Source organism: Blautia sp. aa_0143, from assembly GCF_004167315.1.
In the GTDB taxonomy this organism is placed as follows: Bacteria; Bacillota; Clostridia; order Lachnospirales; family Lachnospiraceae; genus Blautia_A; species Blautia_A fusiformis.
In genome coordinates this window covers 81,681-105,038 of sequence record NZ_RCXU01000007.1, presented here as the reverse complement: position 1 = coordinate 105,038, position 23,358 = coordinate 81,681, and the positions used below count along the sequence as shown (strand labels likewise).

Sequence of the window (23,358 nt, the reverse complement as noted above, 5' to 3'; positions counted from 1 at the left end):
TTTTTGAGTAAATTCCAGAATTTTCCATCCTTATGGCCTTTTTCACATCCGCTTGCAGATTAGTCTGAACAAACAGTCGAGAAGTTTCGCAGGATTTTATAAGACTTTATGAGATATTTAGATTTTAATCACAGATTTTTAAAATGCTTCTCACAGTTCCATCACATTTTGACGGTATATTATTAAGCAAATAAAGCACAAAGCTTTTTCATCTTATAGATCATTACTTATTTTTCTTTTCATACTCTGCCGGGTCCGTTCCAAGACCCGGCCCTCCTTTTTTTCTGAGATATTCTCCCATACATTCCGCTCCTGATCATCCTTCCTTTTTATCTTCTTACAAACTCCCATCGTATACCATCCTTTCTTTATTCAAAAGGATCTATACCTATAATCATGGTGTCTAAATCGGACACTCTGATCACATCTGATGATCGGCATTTTACTGTTTCCCGATTTTACCCCGATTTCGTTTCATTTCACTCCGTCCAGACAAAACCTCAAAAATTCCGTAACACGCATAAACACTGATTTTAAGCACAAAAAAACACCGTCCCCGCAGCTCCCATGTCTGCAAAAACAGTGCTTTTAGTGCGTCTTCAGGGGTTCGAACCCTGGACACCCTGATTAAGAGTCAGGTGCTCTACCAACTGAGCTAAAAACGCATATTTAATTGTTTGTCTTTCGTTTGTTTCGTTCCTCAAGACATGTTGTATTATACGTTATGGTTCGGTGAAAGTCAACACCTTTTTTTAATTTTTTTTATTTTTATCTTTTTTATTTTTTGTATCTTCATTTGATGCAATTTTGTTCAGTGTTTTTTCTATTTCTGACAGCGAATTTCTGATCTGGGCTGCCTGATTGTTGATGCTGCGGTTTACACTGTTGAGATTTCGTCGGAATGAACCGGATTTTCTTTTTTTCAAGTTTTCTTTCTCCCCTTTCCCATATTCGGCAGATTCCTGGTAAGATCATGAGCCTGCGCCTGAACAAACCAAACATTTACATACCACTTTACGTTCCTCTTTTCCTTATTTATTATATGAAAACAGGCCGATCAGTTTCCCGATCAGCCTGAAAAAAATCTTATTCACAATAAATGTCGCAACCCCGCAGGGGACTTACTTGATTTGGTTAAAACTCCACAGACTTCCACCATCGGACAACCAACACCACTGCAAGCAGTGCAGTCAACAGATCGGAAACCGCCTGAGACGCAAGCACCCCCTGATATCCGGCAACCCGAAGCGCCACATTCAGCACAATGGCAAAGATCACACCCTGTCTGCTGACGGACAGGAGAAACGCTCCCACTGCCTGTCCTGCTGACTGGAAAGTACAGGTACTGATCAGCACAATTCCCATAAACACCATACCCGCCAGCTGCAGGCGAAGCATCAGTGCGCCGTTTTCCACAACCGAAGGATCACTCATAAAGATCCGCACCAGCTGCGGGGCAAAAAATCCAAGTACAGCCATCAGGACAAGAGCCAGCCCGCCCTCAAACAGATAGGCAAATTTCAGCGTTCCCTTCAGTCTCTCGCGGTTTTTCGCACCATAATTGTACCCGATCAGCGGCTGCCCGCCAAAAGCAAAGCCAACAAGCACCAGCGCCGCGATCATATTGATCTTCATGACGATACCCATAGCCGCAACTTTATCATCACCGAATCCCAACAACGCACGGTTGGTAAGAGCAATCCCGATACTCTGCATCAGATTTGTCACCGACGCCGGAATCCCAATTGCAAAAACCGCTCCGATTTCCGCCCCTGAAATATGAAATCCCTTAGGGTTCACAGAGAGATTTCTGCTCTTCTTAATAAGAAACCACACGAAAAAAATATCCGTACATACATTTCCGATCACCGTAGCTGTGGCAGCACCTGCCGCACCCCAGCCAAGCCCGAAGATCATCACCGGGTCCAGAATGATATTCACAACCGCACCAAGCACAGAACCGATCATAGATGCTGTGGCAAAACCCTCTGTACGCAGCTGATTGGACGGCGCCAACGCCACAATGATAAACGGAGCGCCCAGTGCGATACAGGTATAATACTGAGAAGCATACTCCCAGGTTGCCTCACTTGCACCCAGCAACCCCAGAATAGGGCTTCGCAAAAGCATCAGAACAACGGTAACCACCACACCGCAGACAATGGCCCCATAAAAACTGAACACACTGATCCTCTTCGCATCCTCGAATTTCTTTTCCCCGAAAAGCCTGGAAATAAAAGAACTTCCGCCCAGGCCAAAAATATCTCCAAGGGCGATCATCAGCGTAAAGATCGGTGTACCCAGAGCAACACCCGCCACCAGATCCGTATTCCCGGTTCCCGCAATAAAATAAGTATCTACCATATTATAGATCAGCGAAATCACCATACTGAACACAACCGGAAGCGCCAGCTTAAAATACGCCTTCGGAATCGGATACTTTTCAAAAATCTCTTCCTGCATTTTATCGCCTCTATTTCTGTCTGATCACCATCTTGCAGATCGGATTACCCATGGAAGAAAACTTCTCCTCATACTCTGTCATCACATTTCCCTTAACCAGTTCCTCATCATGATGCAGATCAAATGTACAAACCTCCAGATTCCAGTCGGACTCCTTCACCTCTTCCAGAGAAAACTCAAATAACCCACGGTTATCCGTCTTAAATTCCACAGCCCCCTCTTTCTTCAGGACCTGCTCATATCTCTTCAGAAACTCCCTGGAAGTCAGCCTTCTCTTGGCATGACGGGCCTTAGGCCACGGGTCGGAAAAATTCAGATAAATCCCGTCAACCTCATCCTTCTCAAAAATCTCCGGTAAGAGCCTTGCATCCACACGGATAAACACAAGATTGGAAAACTTTTCCCCGGCTTCCTCAAGCTCCTCCCTCTTCTGCAGTGCCCGGAGCAGCACGCTGTCATACATCTCAATTCCAACAAAATTCCTCTCAGGATGCAGGCGCGCCATATCCATCAGAAAACGCCCTTTTCCCATGCCAACCTCAAGAAAAAGCGGTCTCTTCTCCCCAAAAACACTCTCCCACTTCCCCTTAAACCTCTCCGGCTCATCAATCACCCAGTCACACTCCAAAATAGCATCCTTCGCCCCGGGAATATTACGCAATCTCATAAACAACCTCCAATTAATCTTCTTATAATATACAACTCAAATCATAACTTTCCGCAGCCAGCAATCCCAGTCAGACACATCTATCCACCCTCTCACCAACCGCATAAACCAGAACGCCCTCATAAATATGATAAACTTTCTCATTTACCATCATTCCCAAAAATACTCATTCACAAGACGTCCCAATACTCAACTATACATGCAATTTGCCTGCTATCGCAAGCAAAAAATAAAAAAATTTATCAACCCTCAATCCAGGCAACAGCAAAACGCCTCGCCGTCCCCTTACCACCCTATCGGCACAACCTCCCACATCCCAACACCGCAGAATACAGCCACAAGTCAACAACCTCCCGTCACCACAACCAAGAACTCCTTTAAAAAAAAGCCCGAGGGGTGTGCAGAGGGGCCGTGGCTTTACGGCCCCTTTGCGGTTTTCATTTTTCCCCAAAAAAGAATATATCGTCTAATAAACAAATATTCTTTTCCCGTCTTTTTTTGAACACATTTATTCAAACTTTGCAAAAAATTTAACAACTTTTTAGTTGTTTTTACCATAAAAAAGGTGTATCATATAAAAATCAATTATAAACAATAACCAAACAAGGAGGGCACTATGGAACAAATCCTAAATAAGCTTTCGGAAATCGAAGCCACAGCCAATGCCATCATGCAGGACGCTGCGCGACAAAAAAAGGCTCTCTCGGAAGAAGCAGAAAAACAGACCAGGGAATTCGATGCCGCACTTGAAAAAGAAACCGGCACTGAGATCCAGAAGATCCGTGAAGATCTGGCACGCGAGAAAAACGCCCGGATCAATGAGCTTCGCACAGAAACCGAAGACCAGCTGTCCAGGCTGGACGCCTATTACGAAGCCAATCACGAAAGTCTTTGCAGTGAGCTGTTTCAGAAAATAACAGGCATCACCGAAACCTGAAGGGAAAGGAAGTGATTCAATGGGCTCTGTCCTCTCATACAGCGGACTCTCCACCAAGATCCGCGCCATGCAGAGCAGGCTTGTGACAGATGAGCAGCTGGAAGAAATCGTTCAGCTTCCCAATGTCCCCCAGGTAACAGCCTACCTGAAACGGACTCCCGAATATCAGAATATCTGGTCCGGTCTCGATGAAAATGATCTTCACCGCGGACAGATAGAAAAACTCCTGAAGAAATCCATCTTCCTGAATTTTTCAAGGCTTTACCACTTTGCAAATCAGGAACAGCGAACGTTCCTGTCGCTTTACTCGAAGCGTTATGAGATCCGCGTCCTGAAAGAAATCATGACGAATCTCTTTGACCACCGGGACACCGATCCCGTAGATATTTCTCCCTACCGCGATTTTTTCAGACATCATTCCAAGCTGGACATTGACAGGCTTACCGCCTGCACCAATATGGATGAATTCATTGCGGCACTGAAGGGAAATGATTTTTTTATTCCGCTGTCTCAGGTCAACGAACGTGGAAATGCCACGCTTTTTGACTTCGGCATGGCACTTGACCTTTCGTATTTTTCACAGATCTGGAATGTGCGGAAGAAGCTTTTCAAAGGTAACGATCTGAAACAGATCACCAAGGCTTACGGTGAAAAATTCGATATGCTGAACCTGCAGTTCATCCAGCGCTCCAAACGCTGCTTTCAGATGGAACCGGCTGCTATTTACGCATTGCTGGTCCCCATGAACTACAAGCTCCGCAAAGAGGAGATCACCACCCTTGTGGAGGCCCCTACACCAGAAGAGTTCCGTCGTATCTTCAATGGAACTTATTATGGTAAGAAATACGAACAGCTGACCGTTGCCAGTCTGGAAGAATTTTATAACTATATTCTTCGTAGCATACTGGAACAGGAAGCACGCAAGGATCCCTATTCCGTAGCAGTCATCTATTCCTATTTATATCACAAAGAACATGAAGTCAACCGTCTGACCATTGCCCTTGAATGCGTGCGCTATGGCGTGGACCCAGAACAATCCCTGCGTTATATACGCAACGGTTAATAACCAGGAGGTAGCAACGTGATTGAAAAAATGAATTTTCTAAGCATCACCGGTCCGAAGGCAGATATCGACCGGGTTGTAAACACCTACCTGTGCAAGTACGAAATTCATCTGGAGAACGCACTCTCTGAACTGACCACAGTAGAAAACCTGACACCTTTTCTTGAGGTCAACCCTTACAGAGATGCGCTGAATTCCATCAATGCCATTTATGAAGAGCTGAAAAGCCCTCCTGCCGCTTCCGGCGAAAGTCCTGGTATTGAAAAAGCACTTTCCACAGTAAAGGAGATCCGCTCTCAGGCGGATCAGCTCCAGCAAGAACAGGCAGAATTGGAAGAGAAATGTTCTTCACTGGAAGAATCTCTGCGTATCATACGTCCATTCCGAAATATCAATTATGATATTTCCTCTATCCTGCATCTGAAATATATTCATTTTCATTTCGGACGTATCGAAAAACAGTATTATGAGAAATTCAAGAAATATATTTACGACAATCTGAACACCATCTTCCTCAAATGCGATGAAGACGATCAGTATGTCTGGGGCGTCTACTTTGTGCCGAAGCATGAGGCTCGTAAGATCGATGCAGCTTACGCTTCCATGCATTTTGAGAAGATTTTTGTGCCGGATAATTACACCGGAACAGCGCATCAGGCTTTTTCCACCGTGAGCAGCCAATACGAAGAAGCCATGAAACACCTGGAAACACAGAAGCAAAAATACCAGCGATTTCTCTCAGATAAAGCTGAAACCATTGTTTCTGTCAGAAATACACTTCGACAGTTTTCCAGAAACTTCGATGTACGAAAAGCTGCTGCATGTACCGGAAAACATGAGAATTTTTACATTCTCTGCGGTTGGATGACAGAAGCCGACACGAGGGCTTTTCAGGCGGACATCGCTTCTGATGAGAGGATCTTCTGTCTGGTTGACGGAGAAGATACCTCCACACTGGAACATGACCCAAGCCATCAGCCGCCAACCAAACTGAAAAATCCAAAACTTTTCAAACCATTTGAAATGTACGTAAAAATGTACGGACTTCCTGCTTACGGCGAGATGGACCCCACCTGGTTTGTTGCCATCACCTACTCCTTTATTTTCGGAGCCATGTTCGGTGATGCAGGACAGGGGCTCCTGCTCTTTATCGGAGGATTGTTCCTGTATAAACGGAAACATATCGATCTTGCCGGAATCATCAGCTGCGCCGGAGTCTTTTCCACATTCTTCGGCCTGATGTTCGGAAGTGTCTTTGGATTTGAGGATCTCATACCTGCTTTGTGGCTGCGGCCCGTAGACAGTATGACGACCATACCTTTTATCGGAAAACTGAATACCGTATTTATCGTTGCCATCGGCTTCGGCATGGGAATCATCCTCCTGTGCATGGTTTTCAACATCATCAATTCCTTTAAGATGCACGATGTTGAAAAAACCTGGTTCGACACCAACGCAGTGGCAGGACTTGTATTTTATGGTTCCGCAGTTCTCTGCATCGGACTTTTTGTATCCGGGCATGCAGTTCCTGGCGGTGCAGTTCTTGCCATTATGTTCGGTTTACCGCTGCTTCTTATTTTCTTCAAGGAGCCACTCACAAACCTGGTAGAGAAAAAAGCCGAGGTTATGCCAAAAGAAAAAGGCATGTTTATCGTACAGGGTATCTTTGAACTGTTTGAGGTTATCCTGAGCTACTTTTCCAATACACTCTCCTTCGTGCGTATCGGCGCTTTTGCAGTCAGCCACGCAGCCATGATGGAAGTTGTACTTATGCTTGCGGGTGCGGAGAACGGCAGTCCAAACTGGATCGTCATCATTCTCGGAAACCTGTTTGTATGCGCCATGGAGGGCCTGATCGTAGGTATCCAGGTACTCCGTCTGGAATATTACGAAATGTTCAGCCGTTTTTACAAAGGCAGCGGCCGGAAATTCGAGCCGTTCTGCTCCAAAAACAAATAAAATACCAGAGTCAGAACTCCTTCTGATCCAGGCAGCCAATTAAACGAATATTAAGGAGGTCATCATCATGACAGTCATTACACAGATCACAATCGCAGTTGCACTTGTACTCAGCATCATTCTTCCATTTGGTTATTATCTTCTCGGCGAAAAAAGCCGTGGCCGCTACAAAACAGCACTTGGTGTCAATGCCTTTTTCTTCTTCGGTATCATGCTTGTCGCCATTGCCGTAACATTTGCAGGCGGAGCTTCCGTACAGGCTGCTACAGGCGCTGACGCAGGCCTTGCAACAGGTATGGGTTACATCGCAGCAGCACTCGTTACCGGACTTTCCTGTATCGGTGGTGGTATTGCCGTTGCCAGTGCGGCAAGCGCAGCCCTTGGAGCAATCAGTGAGGATCAGAGCATCCTTGGTAAATCTCTTATCTTCGTAGGTCTTGCCGAAGGTGTTGCTCTTTATGGACTGATCATCTCCTTCATGATCCTGGGTAAACTTTGATATGAAAATGTATCTGATCAGTGACAATATTGATACTCTGACAGGAATGAGACTGGCCGGTGTAGAAGGTGTGATCGTCCATGAACACGACGAGCTGAAAGAAGCCCTGGAACGCACCATCGCAGACAAAGAGATTGGAATCATACTCCTGACCGAAAAATTCGGCCGGGAGTTTCCTGAGATCATCGATGATGTCAAACTTCATCATAAAACACCTCTCATCATTGAAATTCCTGACAGACATGGTACCGGCCGCAGGCCCGATTTCATTACTTCTTATGTAAACGAGGCCATCGGATTAAAATTATAGGCAGGTGATATTATGACAATTGAAGAGAAGCTTACGCACTTCTATGACACCTCCGTGGAAGAAGCCCGCCGTCAGGCGGAAAAAGATGTACAGGAGCACAAAGACTCCCTGGATGCCGCACTGGAGGAACATAAAAAAATGTCTCTGGAAAACGCCGCCAGCTCCCGCAAAGCCGAGATTGCAAACGCAAAGCGCGAGATCAACAAGGCACTTTCCGCAGAGCAGCTTCACATCCGGCGTGACTGGACTGCCAGACAGAGCCGCTTAAAAGAAAAACTTTTTGCTGAAGTCCGGGAACAGATCCTGAAATTCATGGAATCTTCCCGTTATGAAGAATATCTTTGTACAAAAATTGAAGAAGCTGTCTGCTTCGCGGAACACGATGAGATCCAGATCTATCTTTCAAAAGAAGATGAACCTCGTCTGAAATCTCTCACTGTAAAAACCGGCTTTCCGCTGAAGCTTTCCGACGAGTCCTTTATCGGCGGAATCAAGGCGATCATCCCTGAAAAAAACATCCTCATAGACAATTCCTTTGAGGAAGGTTACCAGGCAGCTTACAGAGAATTCAAATTTGACGGAGGTCCAGCACATGAGTAAAACAGGTATTATCTACGGTGTTAACGGTCCTGTTATCTACTTAAAGGGCGACACCGGATTCAAGATCTCCGAGATGGTCTATGTAGGCCCTGAAAAACTGGTAGGCGAAGTCATCGGTCTTAAGAAACATATGACCACCGTACAGGTTTTTGAGGAAACTACCGGACTGAAACCCGGAGAAACCGTGATCGGAACAGGAGACGCCATTTCCGTTCTCCTTGGTCCGGGAATCATCCACAATATTTTTGATGGTATCCAGAGACCTCTGGCAGAGATTGCACAGGCCTCTGGAAAATATATTTCCCGTGGTGTCAGCGTTGACTCTCTTGACACCGAAAAAAAATGGGAAACACACATTACAGTAAAAGAAGGCGATGTCATCGGCGCAGGTACGGTTATCGCCGAGACACAGGAAACCGCTTCTATCCTTCACAAGTCCATGGTTCCGCCGACGATCACACACGGAACTGTTATCCATGCCGTTCCTGACGGAGCTTATACGGTTCTGGAACCCATCGTTGCCGTTCGTCTTGATGACGGAACTGAAAAAGAACTGGCACTTGCACAGAAATGGCCGATCCGTGTGCCGAGACCGACCTACAAACGTTTCCCGGCAAGCGTTCCGCTTCTTACCGGCCAGCGTATCCTGGATACTCTTTTCCCGATTGCCAAGGGCGGCACTGCTGCTGTTCCGGGAGGATTCGGAACCGGAAAAACCATGACCCAGCACCAGATCGCCAAGTGGTCTGACGCAGATATCATCATCTACATCGGCTGTGGTGAGCGTGGAAACGAGATGACACAGGTTCTTGAGGATTTCAGCAAACTGATCGACCCGAAATCCGGAAACCTGATGATGGACAGAACCACCCTGATCGCCAACACTTCCAACATGCCGGTTGCAGCCCGTGAGGCTTCCATCTACACCGGCGTTACCCTTGCAGAATATTACCGTGATATGGGTTACGACGTAGCGATCATGGCAGACTCCACATCCCGATGGGCTGAGGCTCTCCGTGAGCTTTCTGGACGTCTGGAGGAAATGCCTGCAGAGGAAGGTTTCCCTGCATATCTGGCAAGCAAACTTTCCGCCTTCTATGAGCGTGCGGGAATGATGCAGAACCTGAACGGAACAGAAGGTTCCGTCTCCATTATCGGTGCGGTTTCCCCTCAGGGCGGTGACTTCTCCGAACCTGTCACTCAGAATACCAAGCGTTTTGTCCGCTGCTTCTGGGGACTGGACAAGGCCCTCGCCTATGCCCGTCACTTCCCTGCGATCCAGTGGCTGACCAGTTACAGCGAATATCTGGAGGATCTGACTCCCTGGTACAGAGAGCATGTTTCCCCGAAATTTGTCTACGACAGAAACCAGATCATGGCGATCCTCAATCAGGAAAGTTCTCTTATGGAAATCGTAAAACTGATCGGAAGCGACGTTCTTCCGGATGACCAGAAACTGACACTGGAGATTGCCAGAGTCATCCGTCTGGGCTTCCTGCAGCAGAACGCTTTTCACCAGGAGGACACCAGTGTCCCAATGGAAAAACAGTTCCTGATGATGGAAACCATCCTTTATCTCTACGAGAAATGCCGTGCCCTTGTAAACCGTGGCATGCCGGTTTCCGTACTGAAAGAGGATAATATCTTCGAACGTATCATCGCCATCAAATACGAAGTTCCAAACAAAGAACTGGAACGTTTTGATGAGTATCATAAAGATATCGACCGCTTCTACGACAACGTACTGGAAAGAAACGGTTAAAGGAGGGATCAGTTTATGGCAATCGAATATCTTGGCCTGAGTGAAATAAACGGCCCTCTTGTTGTCCTTGAGGGTGTCAAAAACGCATCTTACGAGGAGATTGTGGAATTCCACATGGAAGACGGCACACAGAAGATCGGCCGTATCGTGGAAATCTATGAAGACAAGGCTGTTATCCAGGTTTTTGAGGGAACTGATAATATGTCCCTCGGCAATACACACACACGTCTTACCGGACATCCTATGGAGATCGGGCTTTCCCCGGAGATCCTGGGACGTACCTTTAACGGTATCGGCCAGCCCATTGACGGACTTGGCGAGATCACACCGGAAGTCAGCCTGAATATCAACGGACTTCCGCTGAACCCGGTAACCCGTGAATATCCGCGAAACTATATCAACACCGGCATCTCCGCCATCGACGGACTGACCACCCTGATCCGCGGCCAGAAGCTGCCGATCTTTTCCGGAAACGGTCTTCCTCATGACAAGCTGGCTGCACAGATCGTTCAGCAGGCTTCCCTTGGCGCAGACTCCGATGAGAAATTCGCTATTGTTTTTGCAGCAATGGGCGTTAAATACGACGTAGCCGAATTCTTCCGCAGGACCTTCGAGGAAAGCGGTGCTTCCGACCACGTTGTAATGTTTCTGAACCTTGCCAACGACCCGGTTGTAGAGCGTCTTCTGACACCGAAGATTGCCCTCACTGCTGCTGAATATCTTGCTTTTGAAAAAGGCATGCACATCCTGGTTATCCTGACTGACATCACCTCCTTCTGCGAGGCTATGCGAGAGGTTTCCTCCTCCAAAGGTGAGATTCCTTCCCGAAAAGGTTATCCGGGATATCTGTACAGTGAACTGGCAACTCTTTACGAGCGTGCTGGAATCGTCCGTGGAGGCACCGGTTCTGTAACCCAGATCCCGATCCTGACCATGCCAAACGACGACATCACCCACCCGATTCCTGACCTTACCGGATATATCACCGAGGGCCAGATCGTACTGGACCGTCAGCTTCATGGACAGGCGATCTACCCGCCGATCAACGTTCTGCCGTCCCTGTCCCGTCTGATGAAGGACGGTATCGGTGAAGGCTTCACACGTGCCGACCATCAGGATGTTGCCAACCAGCTCTTCTCCTGCTACGCAAAAGTAGGCGATGCAAGAGCCCTGGCATCGGTTATCGGCGAAGACGAGCTTTCTCCGCTGGATAAGCAGTACCTTGTATTTGGAAAAGCTTTTGAGGCAGAGTTTGTGGGACAGTCTGAGACAGAAAACCGAAGCATCATTGAAACTCTGGATAAAGGCTGGGAACTTCTGGGACTTCTCCCAAGAGAAGAACTCGACCGTATCGATACCAAAGTTCTGGATCAGTATTACAGAGAAACCGTCCGTTAGTGAGGTGATTTTATGGATCCGAATACCTTTCCCACCAAGGGAAATCTCATACTTGCAAAAAATTCTCTAGCCCTTTCTAGACAGGGCTATGAGCTTATGGACAAAAAGCGTAATATCCTGATCCGTGAAATGATGGAGCTGATCGACCAGGCAAAGGATATCCAGACCCAGATCGATGAGACTTTCCGCACTGCCTACGCTGCTTTGCAGAAAGCAAACATGGAGATCGGAATCGCTTTTGTAGATCAGATCTCCCATACCGTTCCTGTAGAAAATTCCATCCGGATCAAGACCAGGAGTGTCATGGGAACTGAGATCCCGCTTGTGGAATACGATAAAAAAGCCGGCAATACTCCTACCTACGCCTACTACAGCACCAAGCTGTCCCTGGACGAGGCCAAAGCCGCCTTCGAGCGTGTAAAGGAGCTGTCTATCCAGCTCTCCATGATCGAAAATGCCGCCATCCGTCTTGCCACCAACATCAAGAAAACTCAGAAGCGTGCCAATGCGCTGAAGAACATCACCATCCCCAGATATGAAACCCTCACCAGAGATATCACTAATGCTCTGGAGGAAAAAGAGCGCGAAGAGTTTACACGTCTGAAGGTGATCAAACGTATGAAACAAAACAGTTAATTACAATTATCTCCTGTAATAAAGTGAATACTACACATTACAGGAGGTTTTTTATCAGGCATCAGTTTTATTTTTCTATTTTTTCAGGAAGGATACCATTTTATGATTCTAAAGAAAAAACTTTTTAAAACTTTTCTTTTTGAGTTATTGGTAATGGCATTTATTCCTATCATTCTGTTTACTGCTTATGTACATCACAGTATATTCAAAAAGTTTAATAATAACTTGAATGAATTACAAAAAAGTTATTTTTTCACAGCCAGTTCAAATTTCAAAAAAACTCTGGATAATGCCGTGGAAACCGCAATGTTCATAAGCGAAGATAACCGGGTACGAAATTACATTACCTGGCAAAGTCAGAATGCCATTACCTCTACAGAATTCATGCAAACAGAATATGATATAAAAAAACAGCTAAACACTTTTATGGGGACAAACAGTGCCATTGATTCCATTTATATTTATAACGAAAATGCCGGCAAAATTCTTAATTCTGGAATTGGCACCATTGATGTCAAACATTTTCATGACACATCGTGGCTGGAAGATTATAAAAGTATCCATGATTCATTAGGAGTTCATATTCTCCCGGAACGAACTCCCTGTGAGCCAGAGTATTCTTATATCCCGGACGATTTTCCTACTATTATTTCCGTTGCTGTCCCGATCACAATCAACAGCCACCCAAAATGTAATGCTTTGGTTCTCATTAATATAAAAAAAGAAAATCTTCTGGACACAAGCAATACCCAAGACTATTCCTATATTATTTATACAGCTGAAAAGAACATTATCGCTTCCTACTACACCTCTCCTGAAGATGCCAAACTTTACAAAAAAATTATGGATGAAAAACAATCTGAAAGCTCTTTTCAGCTCTTTCAGAGTTCACCTGTTTATTATGCCAGCTATAAAACCCTTGCAAATCTCCATATTACATACAGCCTTTTTACCACCGACGACCAATTGTCCCGGTCTTTACGTTCTATGGAGTACTTTATTCTGATATTACTGAGTATTTCCATTTTGCTCTGTATATTTATGGCTTATCGGCTCGCACTGAAATATTGCGTTCCGATTATAACCATTTCCAATGATATACAGGAATTTATTCCTATGGAAAAAAGCAACGGTAACATAAAAGATATCTCCACTGCAGTAACTACTCTCACTCATAAATATCATGAATTAAAAGAGAAAAACATTTCTTCTCTTGACACACTTTTTCAGCCGTTCCTTTCAGGTGACCCGCAAGAAAATAACCGTTTCTTCTGTGTTGTTGCTTCCATCGATGACTACATAAAAGTATCCTCGAAAAAAACACCTTCCGAGATCAATGCTTTCAAAAAAGGACTCATCCAGGCAACCTCTACAGAATTCTCCGAAAAAGTGCTTCAATGTAAAGGACTTATTTTTGATAATGACCGATTTGTTCTGGCATATCTCTGTCAGCAGAAAATTACCTCTTCCGAGATTATTACACTGGTTAATACTATGAATCGCCAAACCGATTCCGGAATTACCATCTCTGCAGGCGTTGGAAATATTTATGATATGCCTAAAGATCTTCTTCAATCTTATATTGAAGCGAATGAGGCAGTCAATTATCGTTTTTCTCTTGGAAAAAAATGCGTAGCATTTTATGATGAGGTTGTATCCAAAAGAGAACGATGCAAGATAAAAATCCCCAAAATTTCAAAAATGTATCCCGAGCTCACTATGGAAGAAATTACAGAACAGTTTCAAAATTATTTTGAGCAGCTCAGTTCCAAACTCCTGATTGATGAAAACACAGAGCTGGAATATATTTTTCCTGTGATCAGTGACCTGTCACTGTTTTTATCCAACAACGGACTCTCCATTAATGACATTACACACAGTGAAGAACCTGTTTATATTTCGGTATCAAAATTCGACACATTTGACGAGATCTGTCAATACTTATGTAATATCTGTTCAGAATTTTCTAATGCTTTAAAAAATCTGAATAACGATACCAATAGATATATCTCTCAGATCAACGAACTTATCCAAACCGATTATGCCAATCCTCAGCTCGACATCGCCATGGCCGCTGAAAAAATAGGAATCAGCTATTCCTATATATGTAAGATTGTAAAAGAAAGCAAGCAATCTTCCTTCACGATCCTTTTGAATCATTACCGCATCGAAACTTCAAAAAAACTGCTTCTCACTACCAACCACTCTATCAAGCAGATTGCCGAAGAAGTAGGTTATATAAATGACCAGAGTTATTCCCGATATTTCAAAAAATTTGAAAATATGACTCCCGGGAAATACCGAACACTAAATCTTCTAAATAAATAACGTCATACAAAAAAGGGCCTAAACGCCCTTTTTTGTTGCATTAATCACATTTCCACTATTTGACGCTTTATTATAGAAATTAATTGTTTTATATATATTGCACATTTTTTCTATATTTTCATTGTATCTTTTGTATGCATTGCTCGTTATGATTGTTTTTTCTCCAAAACAATTGTATCTTTTTGCTCAATGCAATGCTATTCTTGTTTCATAAACAAACGAAAACGCCAAAGATCGATCAGGTGTAAGAAACAAGACAACTATTTATAATGGAGGGTTATTACATGAGAAGAAAAAACACATTCTACAAAGCAACTGCATTAGCTATGACATCTGTTCTTACATTAGGAGCTCCCGTAATTGCACATGCCGAAAACACAGAAGGAACTGATCTTTCCGATGAAGGATACCCGGAAATTAATCCCGAAATCGCAACTCTGGAAAACCAGGAACTTGAAATATGGCTTCCTGCCGATCAGGGACAGGATCCTAATTTTCAGACTGTAAAAGAAAAATTCGAGGAAAGTTATCCAAACATTACTATCAATTATAATACTTCCATTCCATGGGAAGAAATGCCATCCAAAGTAAAACTTGCAGTAAATAGCGGTGCTGCTCCAGATCTTGCATTGCATCATTCCTTCGTTGCAGGTGCACAGGGATTTGCAGAGCCACTTGATGATCTCTGGGAAAAATGGGGTGCGGAAGATGAATTCATGGAAAGTTCTCTTCAGGACTGTACCTGGAACAATGTAAAATATGGTGTTCCGTTCAATATTACTTCTGTTTGTCTCTTATATAACGAAGATATGTATAAAGAAGCCGGCATTACAGAAGCTCCGACAACACTGGAAGAGCTCCGTGAAGTGTCCAAAAAACTTACCGATTCTTCAAAAGGTCAGTATGGTTTTACATGCTACGCAAATCCATGGGGATTATTCGGAGTTGTTGCTGCAGAAGGCTACAATTTAATTGATGAAAATAACAATCCTACAGTAAATGATAAAGGTGTTGTAGACACTTTGCAGACTTATATCGACATCGCAACCGTTGACAGTTCTTCTATCATTCCTCCGGCACAGGAATCACAGGCTGAAACTGCAACTGCTATGTATGGCTCCGGACGTGCCGCACAGATTCTTACAGGTGCGTGGGACATTGCCGCTTTGAAAAATCAATATCCAGATGTTTTTGCTAAAACCAAAGTCGCTCCAATGCCAGGAAGCAACCATAGTGGTGTAGCCGGTGGTGGAAGTCTCTTTATCCCTCTCGGAGCCCAGCATAAAGAAGCTGCTTTTGAACTTATGAAATGGTTAACTTCTGACGCATTTATTATTCCTTTCAGTCACAGTTTTGGACAGTTTCCATGTAAAGAATCCCAGCTGTCTTCTTTCTCAGACGAAATGCTTGATCCGTTCCTTGAAGCCCTTCCAAACGCAAAACCATACGTATTCGAAGCATTCCCTGAATCCGCAGATGCTTTTGAACAGGCTATCCGTGCCGGTTTTGATGGCGGCGACTTCGCAGCTATGATGGACAGCGCACAGCAGATCGCTGAGGGCGAGTTTCAGGAAGTTTTAAATTAGTTTTTAATGCAGCAGGGTCTCATACCACCCTGCTGCTATAGGAGATATGACCATGAAAAAAACATCTTCAAAAAAGCCACTTTCCAGAAGTGTTCTCCGCGGATACTGTACATCTTATTTATTTATTCTTCCTGCAATGATTTATTTTGCTATTTTTTCATTTGCCCCCATTATTTATATGGTGTATCTCAGTTTTACAGAATATAAATTTCCGGGAACTCCACATTTTAACGGACTGGCAAACTTTATCAAAGCATCCAAAGATACTCTTTACTGGCAAAGTGTATGGAATACTCTTGTATTTACATTTTTTGCGACTATATTCACTGTAGTTTTTGCACTTATAATCGCTGTATTTATGAACAGAAAATTCAAGGGAAAACGTGTTTTCCGCGTTATCTATTACCTTCCGGCTGTTGTGTCTGAAGTTGTAAACGCAATTCTGTTCCTCTGGCTGTTCAACGCCCAGTTCGGAGTTATCAATACCACCTTGATGAAAATTGGTATAAAAAATCCGATAGCATGGCTCCAGACTTCTCCATATGCAATGATCGTAATCATTCTGGTGGCTGTATGGCGTGGCGGATGTTGGAATGCACCTATTTTCTTGTCTGCACTCGAAGGAATCTCCAAATCTATTTATGAGTCAGCAGAAATCGATGGTGCCAACGGATGGGTAAAATTCTGGAAAATCAGCCTTCCTTCTTTAAATGATACCATGGTGTACGTTGTAATCATGACTATCATCGCAGGCTTTCAGGTTATCGCATACTGCGATGTCCTCACAAACGGTGCTCCATTTAACACAACCCTTGTATCCATCAAATATATCTGGAAACAGGCATTTGAATTCAACAACATGGGATATGCATCTACCCTGTCTCTGATCTTATTCCCGGCACTAATGGTTGTTACTTATTTCCAGGTAAGAGGGTCCGATAAGCGAGGTGATAACTGATGAAAAATAAACGAACTCCTTTAAACTCCTTCATCATCGCTGTTATTGCGATTCTTCTGACGATTCTGATCGCCGGACCATTTGTTTTTATGATACTGACAACCTTCAAACAGATTGGAGAAGTCATGCGCTTTCCGCCTAAACTGCTCCCTGATTCCTTTTATCTGCAAAATTATGTAAAAGCTCTGCATTCCTATATTCCAAGAGCTTTCCTGAACAGTCTTTTTGTAAGTGCAATGTCTGTTATCGTTACCTTACTGTTATCTCTGCCGGCAGCGTACGCCTTTTCCAGACTTAACTTTCCGGGACGTAACTTTTTCTTTATGCTTACACTTTCAACCATGATGATTCCTCAGGGACTTCTGGTTGTACCAATGTTTAACATTATGAAAAATATGCCACTGGTCTCTTCTGAATACGGCTGGATCGATACTTTTCCAGGATTGATTTTCCCATTTTTGTCCATCGGCTTTATTACATTTTATGTACGTCAATATTTCCTTGGCATTCCCAGAAGTCTGGATGAAGCAGCTCGTATCGATGGAGCCAATAAACTGCAGGTATTTTTTATGGTCATACTTCCATTGGCAAAACCAGCTTTATCTCTGGCTGTTATTTTCTCTTTTATGAATAAATGGAACGACTACTTATGGCCTATGGCAATCATACGATCGGAAAACCATTATACCATTCAGATTGCAATCAAAATGTTCCAGGGACAGTTCAATACAGACTGGCCTATGATGCTCACCGGTGCAACCGTATCCGTTATTCCAATCCTTATCCTTTACGTTGCTTTTCAAAAAGGCTTTGAGCAGGGTCTGTCCGGCGCCAGTGCAGGTATGAAAGAATAACATATACATATTAATTATTTTAAATCAAAAAAAGAGGTGCTCCTATGAAAAAAATAAAAGCAGGCGTTATTGGCGGCGGAAATATTGCAGAATTTCATCTTAACGATATGGTAAAAAACGAAAACATTATTCCTTATGCATTATGCGATGTAAATCAGGAAAGCCTGGATAAAACAGGTGACCGTTACAATATTCCGAAAGAAAATCGTTATACAGACTATAAAGAACTTCTCGCACGTTCGGATATTGATATGGTTTCCATATGCACGCCTAATGTAACTCACTTTTCCATTGCAATGGATACTGTAAAAAGCGGAAAAGCCTATGTATTGGAAAAACCAGTAGCAATGACATTAGCCGAAGCAAAAGAGCTTTATCTGGCAACAAAAAACACCGGTCTTACAAACGCCGTCGGTTTTTCCTACCGTTATCTCCCGGCGGTTCAGAAAGCCAAAGAAATTATTTCTTCCGGCGCTCTTGGCAAAATCCATCATGTCTACGCACAGTATATTGAAGGAAAAGATGATAATGAAAATATTCCTCTGCTGTGGCGTTATCAGAAAGAACTGGCCGGAAGCGGCAGCCTTGGCGATCTGGGTTCACATATGCTGGATATGATGCGTTACCTTGTAGGCGATTTCAATGAAGTCATCGGAACTTCCGGAATCATCATACCAAAACGACAGAAACTTGACGGAAGCGGACTTGGCGATGTCACAACCGAAGATTATTTCCATGCCATGGCTACTATGGAAAATGATATCAGTGCTACCATGTGCTTTACCAAATTTGCATGGGGAAGAAAAAATTCACAGCGTCTGGAAATCTACGGAAGCCGTGGTGGTCTGATCTACACTCTGGAAAATGGTCTCAGAGGTTCTGATCATCTCAAAGTCTGCCTTGGAAACGAACTTGCTTTAACCGGTGATTGGGTTGATATGAATCTCAAAGGTTTTGATGGTGTTTATAATACCAAGAGTCAGATGGATTGTTTTGCAGAAAAAATGCTTGGAATTAAAAATACAATACCGGCAGATATTGAAGATGGTTACTATGTTCAGGGAATCATTGAAGCTATGATGAATTCCACTCAAAGCCGCACCTGGCATAAAGTCAGTGATTATATTATCAAATAATTTTCTCTCAAACGGAGGTCTGCTATGAAACTTGGATTATATACAGAATGTTTTGGAAATCGTTCTTTTGAAGAAATGCTCTCTTTATCCCAATCTATGGGAATCAAATATCTGGAGATCGGAACCGGAAACTGGTCTAAACCAGCTCATATGGATCTGAACCTTCTTTTATCCAGTTCAGATGCCCGGGATGAATATCTGGGAAAAATAAATGAAAAAGGACTTTATCTGGAAGCTTTAAACTGTTCCGGAAATCAGCTGGAACCATCTGATACTGGTCGTGAGCACGAAGCTGTTGTATACAAAACTTTTCAGCTTGCTGAGCTTTTAGGCGTAAAAAAAATAGTCATGATGAGCGGTCTTCCCGGCGGCGGCCCCGATTCTCCTTACCCTGTATGGGTAACAAATACCTGGCCACACAATTTTACAGACATGCTTAACTATCAGTGGGATTCCATAGCTATCCCGTGGTGGAAAGAAGCTGCCAAAAAAGCCTCTTCTCATGGAATAGAACAAATTGCTATTGAAAACCATCCTAACAATCTTGTTTACAATGTAAGCACAATCCGCCGTCTCCATGAAGAAGCTGGAGAAATCATCGGTCTTAATCTTGATCCCAGCCATTCTTTTTATATGGGCGGTGATCCAATAATCATGGCAAAAAAACTTGCGACAGACGGCCTTATATATCATGTACACGGAAAAGATACCAGAATCGAAAAAGATATCGCTGACACAGAAATGCTGTTTGAAACCTGCGACCATATGGCTCCTCAGAATATCCGCCCCTGGAATTATGTAGCCGTAGGTTATGGACACGACCAGCTCTGGTGGAAAACCTTTATTGCAGCGCTGAAAATGAATGGCTATGATGGTGTTGTAAGTATTGAAGTTGGTGACACCTTGATGGATGATATCACTGCAATATCAAAATCCGCCGAATTCCTGAAAAAGGTTCTGATTTAAAAAAGTTATTCACAGATCCTCCTTCACCTGCTTTACTTATCCACACCTTAAAATGACTTTTCAACACCTTACAGTGCCCGTTTTGTCCGGGCACTGTTCTTTTTTTGCAGACGTTTCCATACATCAGATTCTTCTGATTGTGAATAGCTTAGTCTTATGAAAATTCATCTATTATTTTCTGACTTCTTAACTATATTCTTTTAAATTATGTCTTTTGCGCAAAACATTTAATGATATTTAGAATTTAAAAATGTCAATGGTTTTACAGTTTTTTTTTATTCGTTTTGCAAATTTATCATTTTACACAAAACATATGTTTAAATTTATTTATGTAAATCAGCTCATCCACATGGTTATCCTTGTGGATAATGTGGATAAATTTGTGCATAACTTGATTATTGGCGGATTTTCGGATTTTTGTCATGTGGAAAACTTTTTGCAAAGTTTTTCACTTATCCACCATAGTTCGACAGGTTTTGTGCATATTGCCAGAACGACCTTTTCAGGGCTGATATTGCCCGTATCCGCACGCACCTGTCTAACGTTGCCAATCCTCTCCGATGTTTATATCAAGCCTTTCTTTTTGCAGCTTTTTATGATGTTTCTCCTGCGTGCAGTCTTGACATCATTTCTGTTTTTTTGTTAAGGTGAATACACTAAAACAACGTGTGGATTTTTCAGTTCCGGATTTTTTCCGAAGCTGGGTATCCGGGGCGCAGCTCTGGCTACTGGCATCGGCGTTCCAGCGATCCTGAACCTGGCGCTGCCATCGTTCCTGTCATGGTTTATCACAACACGTTGAAAAAAGCCTGAGAATGCAAATGTCCGGCCCACCGACCTGTTTGCAGCCACCTGCAGTTTTACGTCCCGAAAACACAAAAAGCTTCGATCCACTCTCTGAGCACATCGCTCATCGATGAGAGTTGAATCAAAGCTTTCTTTTTTAACCAAATCAGGAAAATCCCATGAGTGATCGCTGATATCCGCCTGGCTCAAACGGATATCCATGATCTGCGTTCATTTAATTCGCGGAAATTTCCTCTGTATCTCTTACAGCAGTCCCTTCTCACGGATCAGCTTTAAAGCGCCTTCATCGGCCACTACCGTCACATCCGGGTGAAGCTGCAGGATAGATGCCGGCACGTTGGGCGTAATCGGTCCGTAGAGAGATTTGTAAAGAGCATCTGCCTTTGCCTCTCCGGTAGCGACCAGAAGGATTTTCTTTGCAGTCATGATGTTTTTGATACCCATGGTATATGCCTGCTTCGGCACATCATCCATAGTCTCAAAGAATCGTGCATTTGCCTTGATGGTGCTCTCCGTAAGGTCTACGCAGTGAGTCTCCTTCTCAAATGCTGCACCCGGCTCGTTGAAGCCGATGTGGCCATTTCCGCCGATTCCAAGCAGCTGCATATCGATACCACCCACGCTGCGGATGATCTCATTGTAATCCGCGCAGGCTTTCTCACTGTCCTCTTCCAGTCCGTTTGGCACATAGGTTCTTGCCTTATCGATATTTACATGGTCAAACAGATTTGTGTTCATAAAATAACGATAGCTCTGATCGTTATCTCCGGAAAGTCCTTTGTATTCATCAAGATTTACGGATGTGATCTGCGAAAAGTCCAGATCTCCTTTTTTGTACCACTCGATCAGCTGCTTGTACATTCCCACCGGTGTGGAGCCTGTAGCAAGTCCGAGAACAGCATTTGGCTTCATGATGATCTGTGCAGACATGATGTTTGCCGCTTTTCTGCTTACGTCATAGTAATCTTTTCCTGTATAAATAATCATAATCTTTTCCTTCTCCTTATGGTAAAAAAGAACAACCGGATAACTGAGATTCACATATCTCCTGCTTTTCCTGTTGTTCTTTTTTATTATTGATTCGTTTTTTTACTCAGCCATCTCTACTTCAAGAACATAGTCTACCGGGTCAGGAAGTACCGGGTCAGGTCCCAGATCAACGAATGCGATATCCGGGTAATCGCTGTGCATCCATGCGTTGGAGATCGGCACCTCATGTCCGTCATCCAGCGCACGCACCTTCACAATCTTATCCTTATCGAATCCCAGAAGCGGAAGTGGTCCCAGTGTATTCTCATAAATATGCACATAGTATTTGTTTCCGTTTCTGGTGATACGTCCGTAATCCGGCTTCGGAATGTTTTCAGCCGGTACACAGCCGTAGATACTGTCATGATTCTTATCCATCCAGCGACCGATCTCAGCCAGGATCGCAGAAGATTCCTTCGGGAATTTACCTTTGGCATCCGGTCCTACGTTCAGGATCATATTTCCACCCTTGGAAACGCACTCTACCAGCTTCTTGATCAGCATGGAAGCCGGTTTGTAATAATGGTCATTTGCACAGTATCCCCAGTTGTTGTTCATGGTGAAGCATGCTTCCCAGACCATCGGATTGCCTTCCTTATCGCAGATTCCTTCCGGCGGGATGATCTGCTCAGGGCTTACAAAATCGCCATGGTACGGTGTCGGATCACACTCATACAGGGATCCTCTTCCCTCTCCGCTGGCTTCCAGACGGTTATCGATGATAACCTGCGGCTGTAAGCTGCGCACCATGTTGATCAGCTTGGTTGCGCCCCATTTTTCCCCTCTCATATCGTCGTAGGAGAAATCAAACCAGATGATATCGATCTGTCCGTAGTTTGTACAGATCTCTTCTACCTGATTATACAGATATTCTGTATAACGTGAGAAATCACGGTTCTCATTTCCGCACTCTTTGTGGTTTCTCATCGGATGGATACGGTCTCCGTAATGCGGATAATCCGGATGATGCCAGTCAAGTAGTGTGAAATAGATTCCAACCTTAAGGCCTTCCTCACGAAGTGCCTCTACATACTCCTTGATCAGGTCTCTTCCTGCCGGTGTGTTTGTTACCTTGTAGTCTGTGTATTTGCTGTCAAAGAGGCAGAATCCGTCGTGATGTTTTGCTGTCAGGACTACATATTTCATACCTGCAGCCTTGGCCTCTTTTGCCCACTGCTTCGGGTTGTAGTCTCTTGCATCAAATTCTTTCATAAACGGAAGATATTCTTCCTCAGGTATTTCCTCTACGCTTCGTACCCACTCGCCTCTTGCAGGGATAGAATATAATCCCCAGTGGATAAACATTCCAAAACGGGCATCCTGGTACCACTCCATACGTTTTTCATATTCTTTTCTGTCAAACTGATACATGATTTTTTCCTCCTGTTTAGATTAAAAGC

20 protein-coding genes and 1 tRNA gene are annotated in these 23,358 nt (G+C 43.8%); 15 read left to right on the top strand and 6 right to left on the bottom strand.

The annotated features are described in order from the left end of the window. Positions 1–592: 592 nt before the first annotated feature. From EAI83_RS04970 to trmB, 4 genes are all read right to left on the bottom strand, one after another. Positions 593–665: transfer RNA gene (locus EAI83_RS04970), tRNA-Lys, on the bottom strand. A gap of 87 nt (positions 666–752) precedes the next feature. After that, entirely contained in the window at positions 753–926 is a 174-nt protein-coding gene (locus tag EAI83_RS17190) for a hypothetical protein (RefSeq protein ID WP_161206342.1), read from the bottom strand. A gap of 208 nt (positions 927–1,134) precedes the next feature. Further along, a complete protein-coding gene (locus EAI83_RS04965) occupies positions 1,135–2,463 on the bottom strand; it encodes an MATE family efflux transporter (RefSeq protein WP_129974707.1) in 1,329 nt (442 codons plus the stop codon). 10 nt (positions 2,464–2,473) lie between these two features. After that, on the bottom strand, positions 2,474–3,130 hold the full coding sequence (gene trmB, locus EAI83_RS04960) for a tRNA (guanosine(46)-N7)-methyltransferase TrmB (protein WP_021976327.1): 657 nt from the start codon (positions 3,128–3,130) through the stop codon (positions 2,474–2,476). A gap of 616 nt (positions 3,131–3,746) precedes the next feature. Between trmB and EAI83_RS04955 the strand changes: the two genes are divergently transcribed. From EAI83_RS04955 to EAI83_RS04885, 15 genes are all read left to right on the top strand, one after another. After that, positions 3,747–4,067 (top strand): hypothetical protein, encoded by a 321-nt coding sequence (locus EAI83_RS04955; protein ID WP_129974706.1) that lies wholly within the window; start codon positions 3,747–3,749, stop codon positions 4,065–4,067. 19 nt (positions 4,068–4,086) lie between these two features. Then, entirely contained in the window at positions 4,087–5,130 is a 1,044-nt protein-coding gene (locus EAI83_RS04950; RefSeq protein WP_021653135.1) for a V0D/AC39 family V-type ATPase subunit, read from the top strand. A gap of 18 nt (positions 5,131–5,148) precedes the next feature. Next, on the top strand, positions 5,149–7,089 hold the full coding sequence (locus EAI83_RS04945) for a V-type ATP synthase subunit I (protein WP_021976331.1): 1,941 nt from the start codon (positions 5,149–5,151) through the stop codon (positions 7,087–7,089). Positions 7,090–7,156: 67 nt separating this feature from the next. Continuing rightward, a complete protein-coding gene (locus tag EAI83_RS04940; RefSeq protein WP_015525392.1) occupies positions 7,157–7,588 on the top strand; it encodes an ATP synthase subunit C in 432 nt (143 codons plus the stop codon). 1 nt (position 7,589) lies between these two features. Next, positions 7,590–7,898, top strand: coding sequence for a V-type ATP synthase subunit F (locus EAI83_RS04935; RefSeq protein ID WP_021653137.1), 309 nt, complete (start codon positions 7,590–7,592; stop codon positions 7,896–7,898). A gap of 12 nt (positions 7,899–7,910) precedes the next feature. Beyond that, a complete protein-coding gene (locus EAI83_RS04930) occupies positions 7,911–8,498 on the top strand; it encodes a V-type ATP synthase subunit E (RefSeq protein ID WP_021976333.1) in 588 nt (195 codons plus the stop codon). Further along, on the top strand, positions 8,491–10,260 hold the full coding sequence (locus EAI83_RS04925; protein ID WP_129974705.1) for a V-type ATP synthase subunit A: 1,770 nt from the start codon (positions 8,491–8,493) through the stop codon (positions 10,258–10,260). Before EAI83_RS04930 ends, EAI83_RS04925 begins: the two co-directional genes overlap by 8 nt. Before the next feature lie 15 nt (positions 10,261–10,275). Next, positions 10,276–11,658 carry a V-type ATP synthase subunit B gene (locus EAI83_RS04920; protein ID WP_015525388.1) on the top strand — a complete coding sequence of 461 codons (1,383 nt, stop codon included), beginning with the start codon at positions 10,276–10,278 and terminating at the stop codon, positions 11,656–11,658. Positions 11,659–11,670: 12 nt separating this feature from the next. Further along, on the top strand, positions 11,671–12,294 hold the full coding sequence (locus tag EAI83_RS04915; protein WP_118062566.1) for a V-type ATP synthase subunit D: 624 nt from the start codon (positions 11,671–11,673) through the stop codon (positions 12,292–12,294). A gap of 306 nt (positions 12,295–12,600) precedes the next feature. After that, positions 12,601–14,622 carry a response regulator transcription factor gene (locus EAI83_RS04910; RefSeq protein WP_161206341.1) on the top strand — a complete coding sequence of 674 codons (2,022 nt, stop codon included), beginning with the start codon at positions 12,601–12,603 and terminating at the stop codon, positions 14,620–14,622. Positions 14,623–14,906: 284 nt separating this feature from the next. Further along, positions 14,907–16,208: an ABC transporter substrate-binding protein gene (locus EAI83_RS04905; RefSeq protein WP_161206340.1), complete on the top strand. Its 1,302-nt coding sequence runs from the start codon at positions 14,907–14,909 to the stop codon at positions 16,206–16,208. Between the two features lie 52 nt (positions 16,209–16,260). After that, positions 16,261–17,166 carry a carbohydrate ABC transporter permease gene (locus EAI83_RS04900; RefSeq protein ID WP_161206339.1) on the top strand — a complete coding sequence of 302 codons (906 nt, stop codon included), beginning with the start codon at positions 16,261–16,263 and terminating at the stop codon, positions 17,164–17,166. After that, the gene (locus tag EAI83_RS04895) at positions 17,166–18,020 is read left to right on the top strand and encodes a carbohydrate ABC transporter permease (protein ID WP_118062562.1); all 855 of its coding nucleotides are present in this window, start codon (positions 17,166–17,168) and stop codon (positions 18,018–18,020) included. Before EAI83_RS04900 ends, EAI83_RS04895 begins: the two co-directional genes overlap by 1 nt. A 44-nt stretch (positions 18,021–18,064) precedes the next feature. Continuing rightward, positions 18,065–19,156 (top strand): Gfo/Idh/MocA family protein, encoded by a 1,092-nt coding sequence (locus EAI83_RS04890; RefSeq protein WP_118062561.1) that lies wholly within the window; start codon positions 18,065–18,067, stop codon positions 19,154–19,156. A gap of 24 nt (positions 19,157–19,180) precedes the next feature. Further along, on the top strand, positions 19,181–20,122 hold the full coding sequence (locus tag EAI83_RS04885) for a sugar phosphate isomerase/epimerase family protein (protein WP_129974703.1): 942 nt from the start codon (positions 19,181–19,183) through the stop codon (positions 20,120–20,122). 1,050 nt (positions 20,123–21,172) lie between these two features. Here the strand turns inward: EAI83_RS04885 and nagB are convergent. Then, positions 21,173–21,916 carry a glucosamine-6-phosphate deaminase gene (gene nagB / locus EAI83_RS04880; RefSeq protein ID WP_015525385.1) on the bottom strand — a complete coding sequence of 248 codons (744 nt, stop codon included), beginning with the start codon at positions 21,914–21,916 and terminating at the stop codon, positions 21,173–21,175. A gap of 102 nt (positions 21,917–22,018) precedes the next feature. Beyond that, positions 22,019–23,329 carry an alpha-L-fucosidase gene (locus EAI83_RS04875; protein ID WP_021653144.1) on the bottom strand — a complete coding sequence of 437 codons (1,311 nt, stop codon included), beginning with the start codon at positions 23,327–23,329 and terminating at the stop codon, positions 22,019–22,021. Between the last annotated feature and the right edge of the window lie 29 nt (positions 23,330–23,358).

Bases quoted from the DNA above. Each gene is read 5' to 3' on its own strand.
- EAI83_RS04965 (WP_129974707.1), bottom strand. From the start codon at position 2,463: ATGCAGGAAGAGATTTTTGAAAAGTATCCGATTCCGAAGGCGTATTTT.
- trmB (WP_021976327.1), bottom strand. From the start codon at position 3,130: ATGAGATTGCGTAATATTCCCGGGGCGAAGGATGCTATTTTGGAGTGT.
- EAI83_RS04955 (WP_129974706.1), top strand. From the start codon at position 3,747: ATGGAACAAATCCTAAATAAGCTTTCGGAAATCGAAGCCACAGCCAAT.
- EAI83_RS04950 (WP_021653135.1), top strand. From the start codon at position 4,087: ATGGGCTCTGTCCTCTCATACAGCGGACTCTCCACCAAGATCCGCGCC.
- EAI83_RS04940 (WP_015525392.1), top strand. From the start codon at position 7,157: ATGACAGTCATTACACAGATCACAATCGCAGTTGCACTTGTACTCAGC.
- EAI83_RS04935 (WP_021653137.1), top strand. From the start codon at position 7,590: ATGAAAATGTATCTGATCAGTGACAATATTGATACTCTGACAGGAATG.
- EAI83_RS04930 (WP_021976333.1), top strand. From the start codon at position 7,911: ATGACAATTGAAGAGAAGCTTACGCACTTCTATGACACCTCCGTGGAA.
- EAI83_RS04925 (WP_129974705.1), top strand. From the start codon at position 8,491: ATGAGTAAAACAGGTATTATCTACGGTGTTAACGGTCCTGTTATCTAC.
- EAI83_RS04920 (WP_015525388.1), top strand. From the start codon at position 10,276: ATGGCAATCGAATATCTTGGCCTGAGTGAAATAAACGGCCCTCTTGTT.
- EAI83_RS04915 (WP_118062566.1), top strand. From the start codon at position 11,671: ATGGATCCGAATACCTTTCCCACCAAGGGAAATCTCATACTTGCAAAA.
- EAI83_RS04910 (WP_161206341.1), top strand. From the start codon at position 12,601: ATGTTCATAAGCGAAGATAACCGGGTACGAAATTACATTACCTGGCAA.
- EAI83_RS04905 (WP_161206340.1), top strand. From the start codon at position 14,907: ATGAGAAGAAAAAACACATTCTACAAAGCAACTGCATTAGCTATGACA.
- EAI83_RS04900 (WP_161206339.1), top strand. From the start codon at position 16,261: ATGAAAAAAACATCTTCAAAAAAGCCACTTTCCAGAAGTGTTCTCCGC.
- EAI83_RS04895 (WP_118062562.1), top strand. From the start codon at position 17,166: ATGAAAAATAAACGAACTCCTTTAAACTCCTTCATCATCGCTGTTATT.
- EAI83_RS04890 (WP_118062561.1), top strand. From the start codon at position 18,065: ATGAAAAAAATAAAAGCAGGCGTTATTGGCGGCGGAAATATTGCAGAA.
- EAI83_RS04885 (WP_129974703.1), top strand. From the start codon at position 19,181: ATGAAACTTGGATTATATACAGAATGTTTTGGAAATCGTTCTTTTGAA.
- nagB (WP_015525385.1), bottom strand. From the start codon at position 21,916: ATGATTATTTATACAGGAAAAGATTACTATGACGTAAGCAGAAAAGCG.
- EAI83_RS04875 (WP_021653144.1), bottom strand. From the start codon at position 23,329: ATGTATCAGTTTGACAGAAAAGAATATGAAAAACGTATGGAGTGGTAC.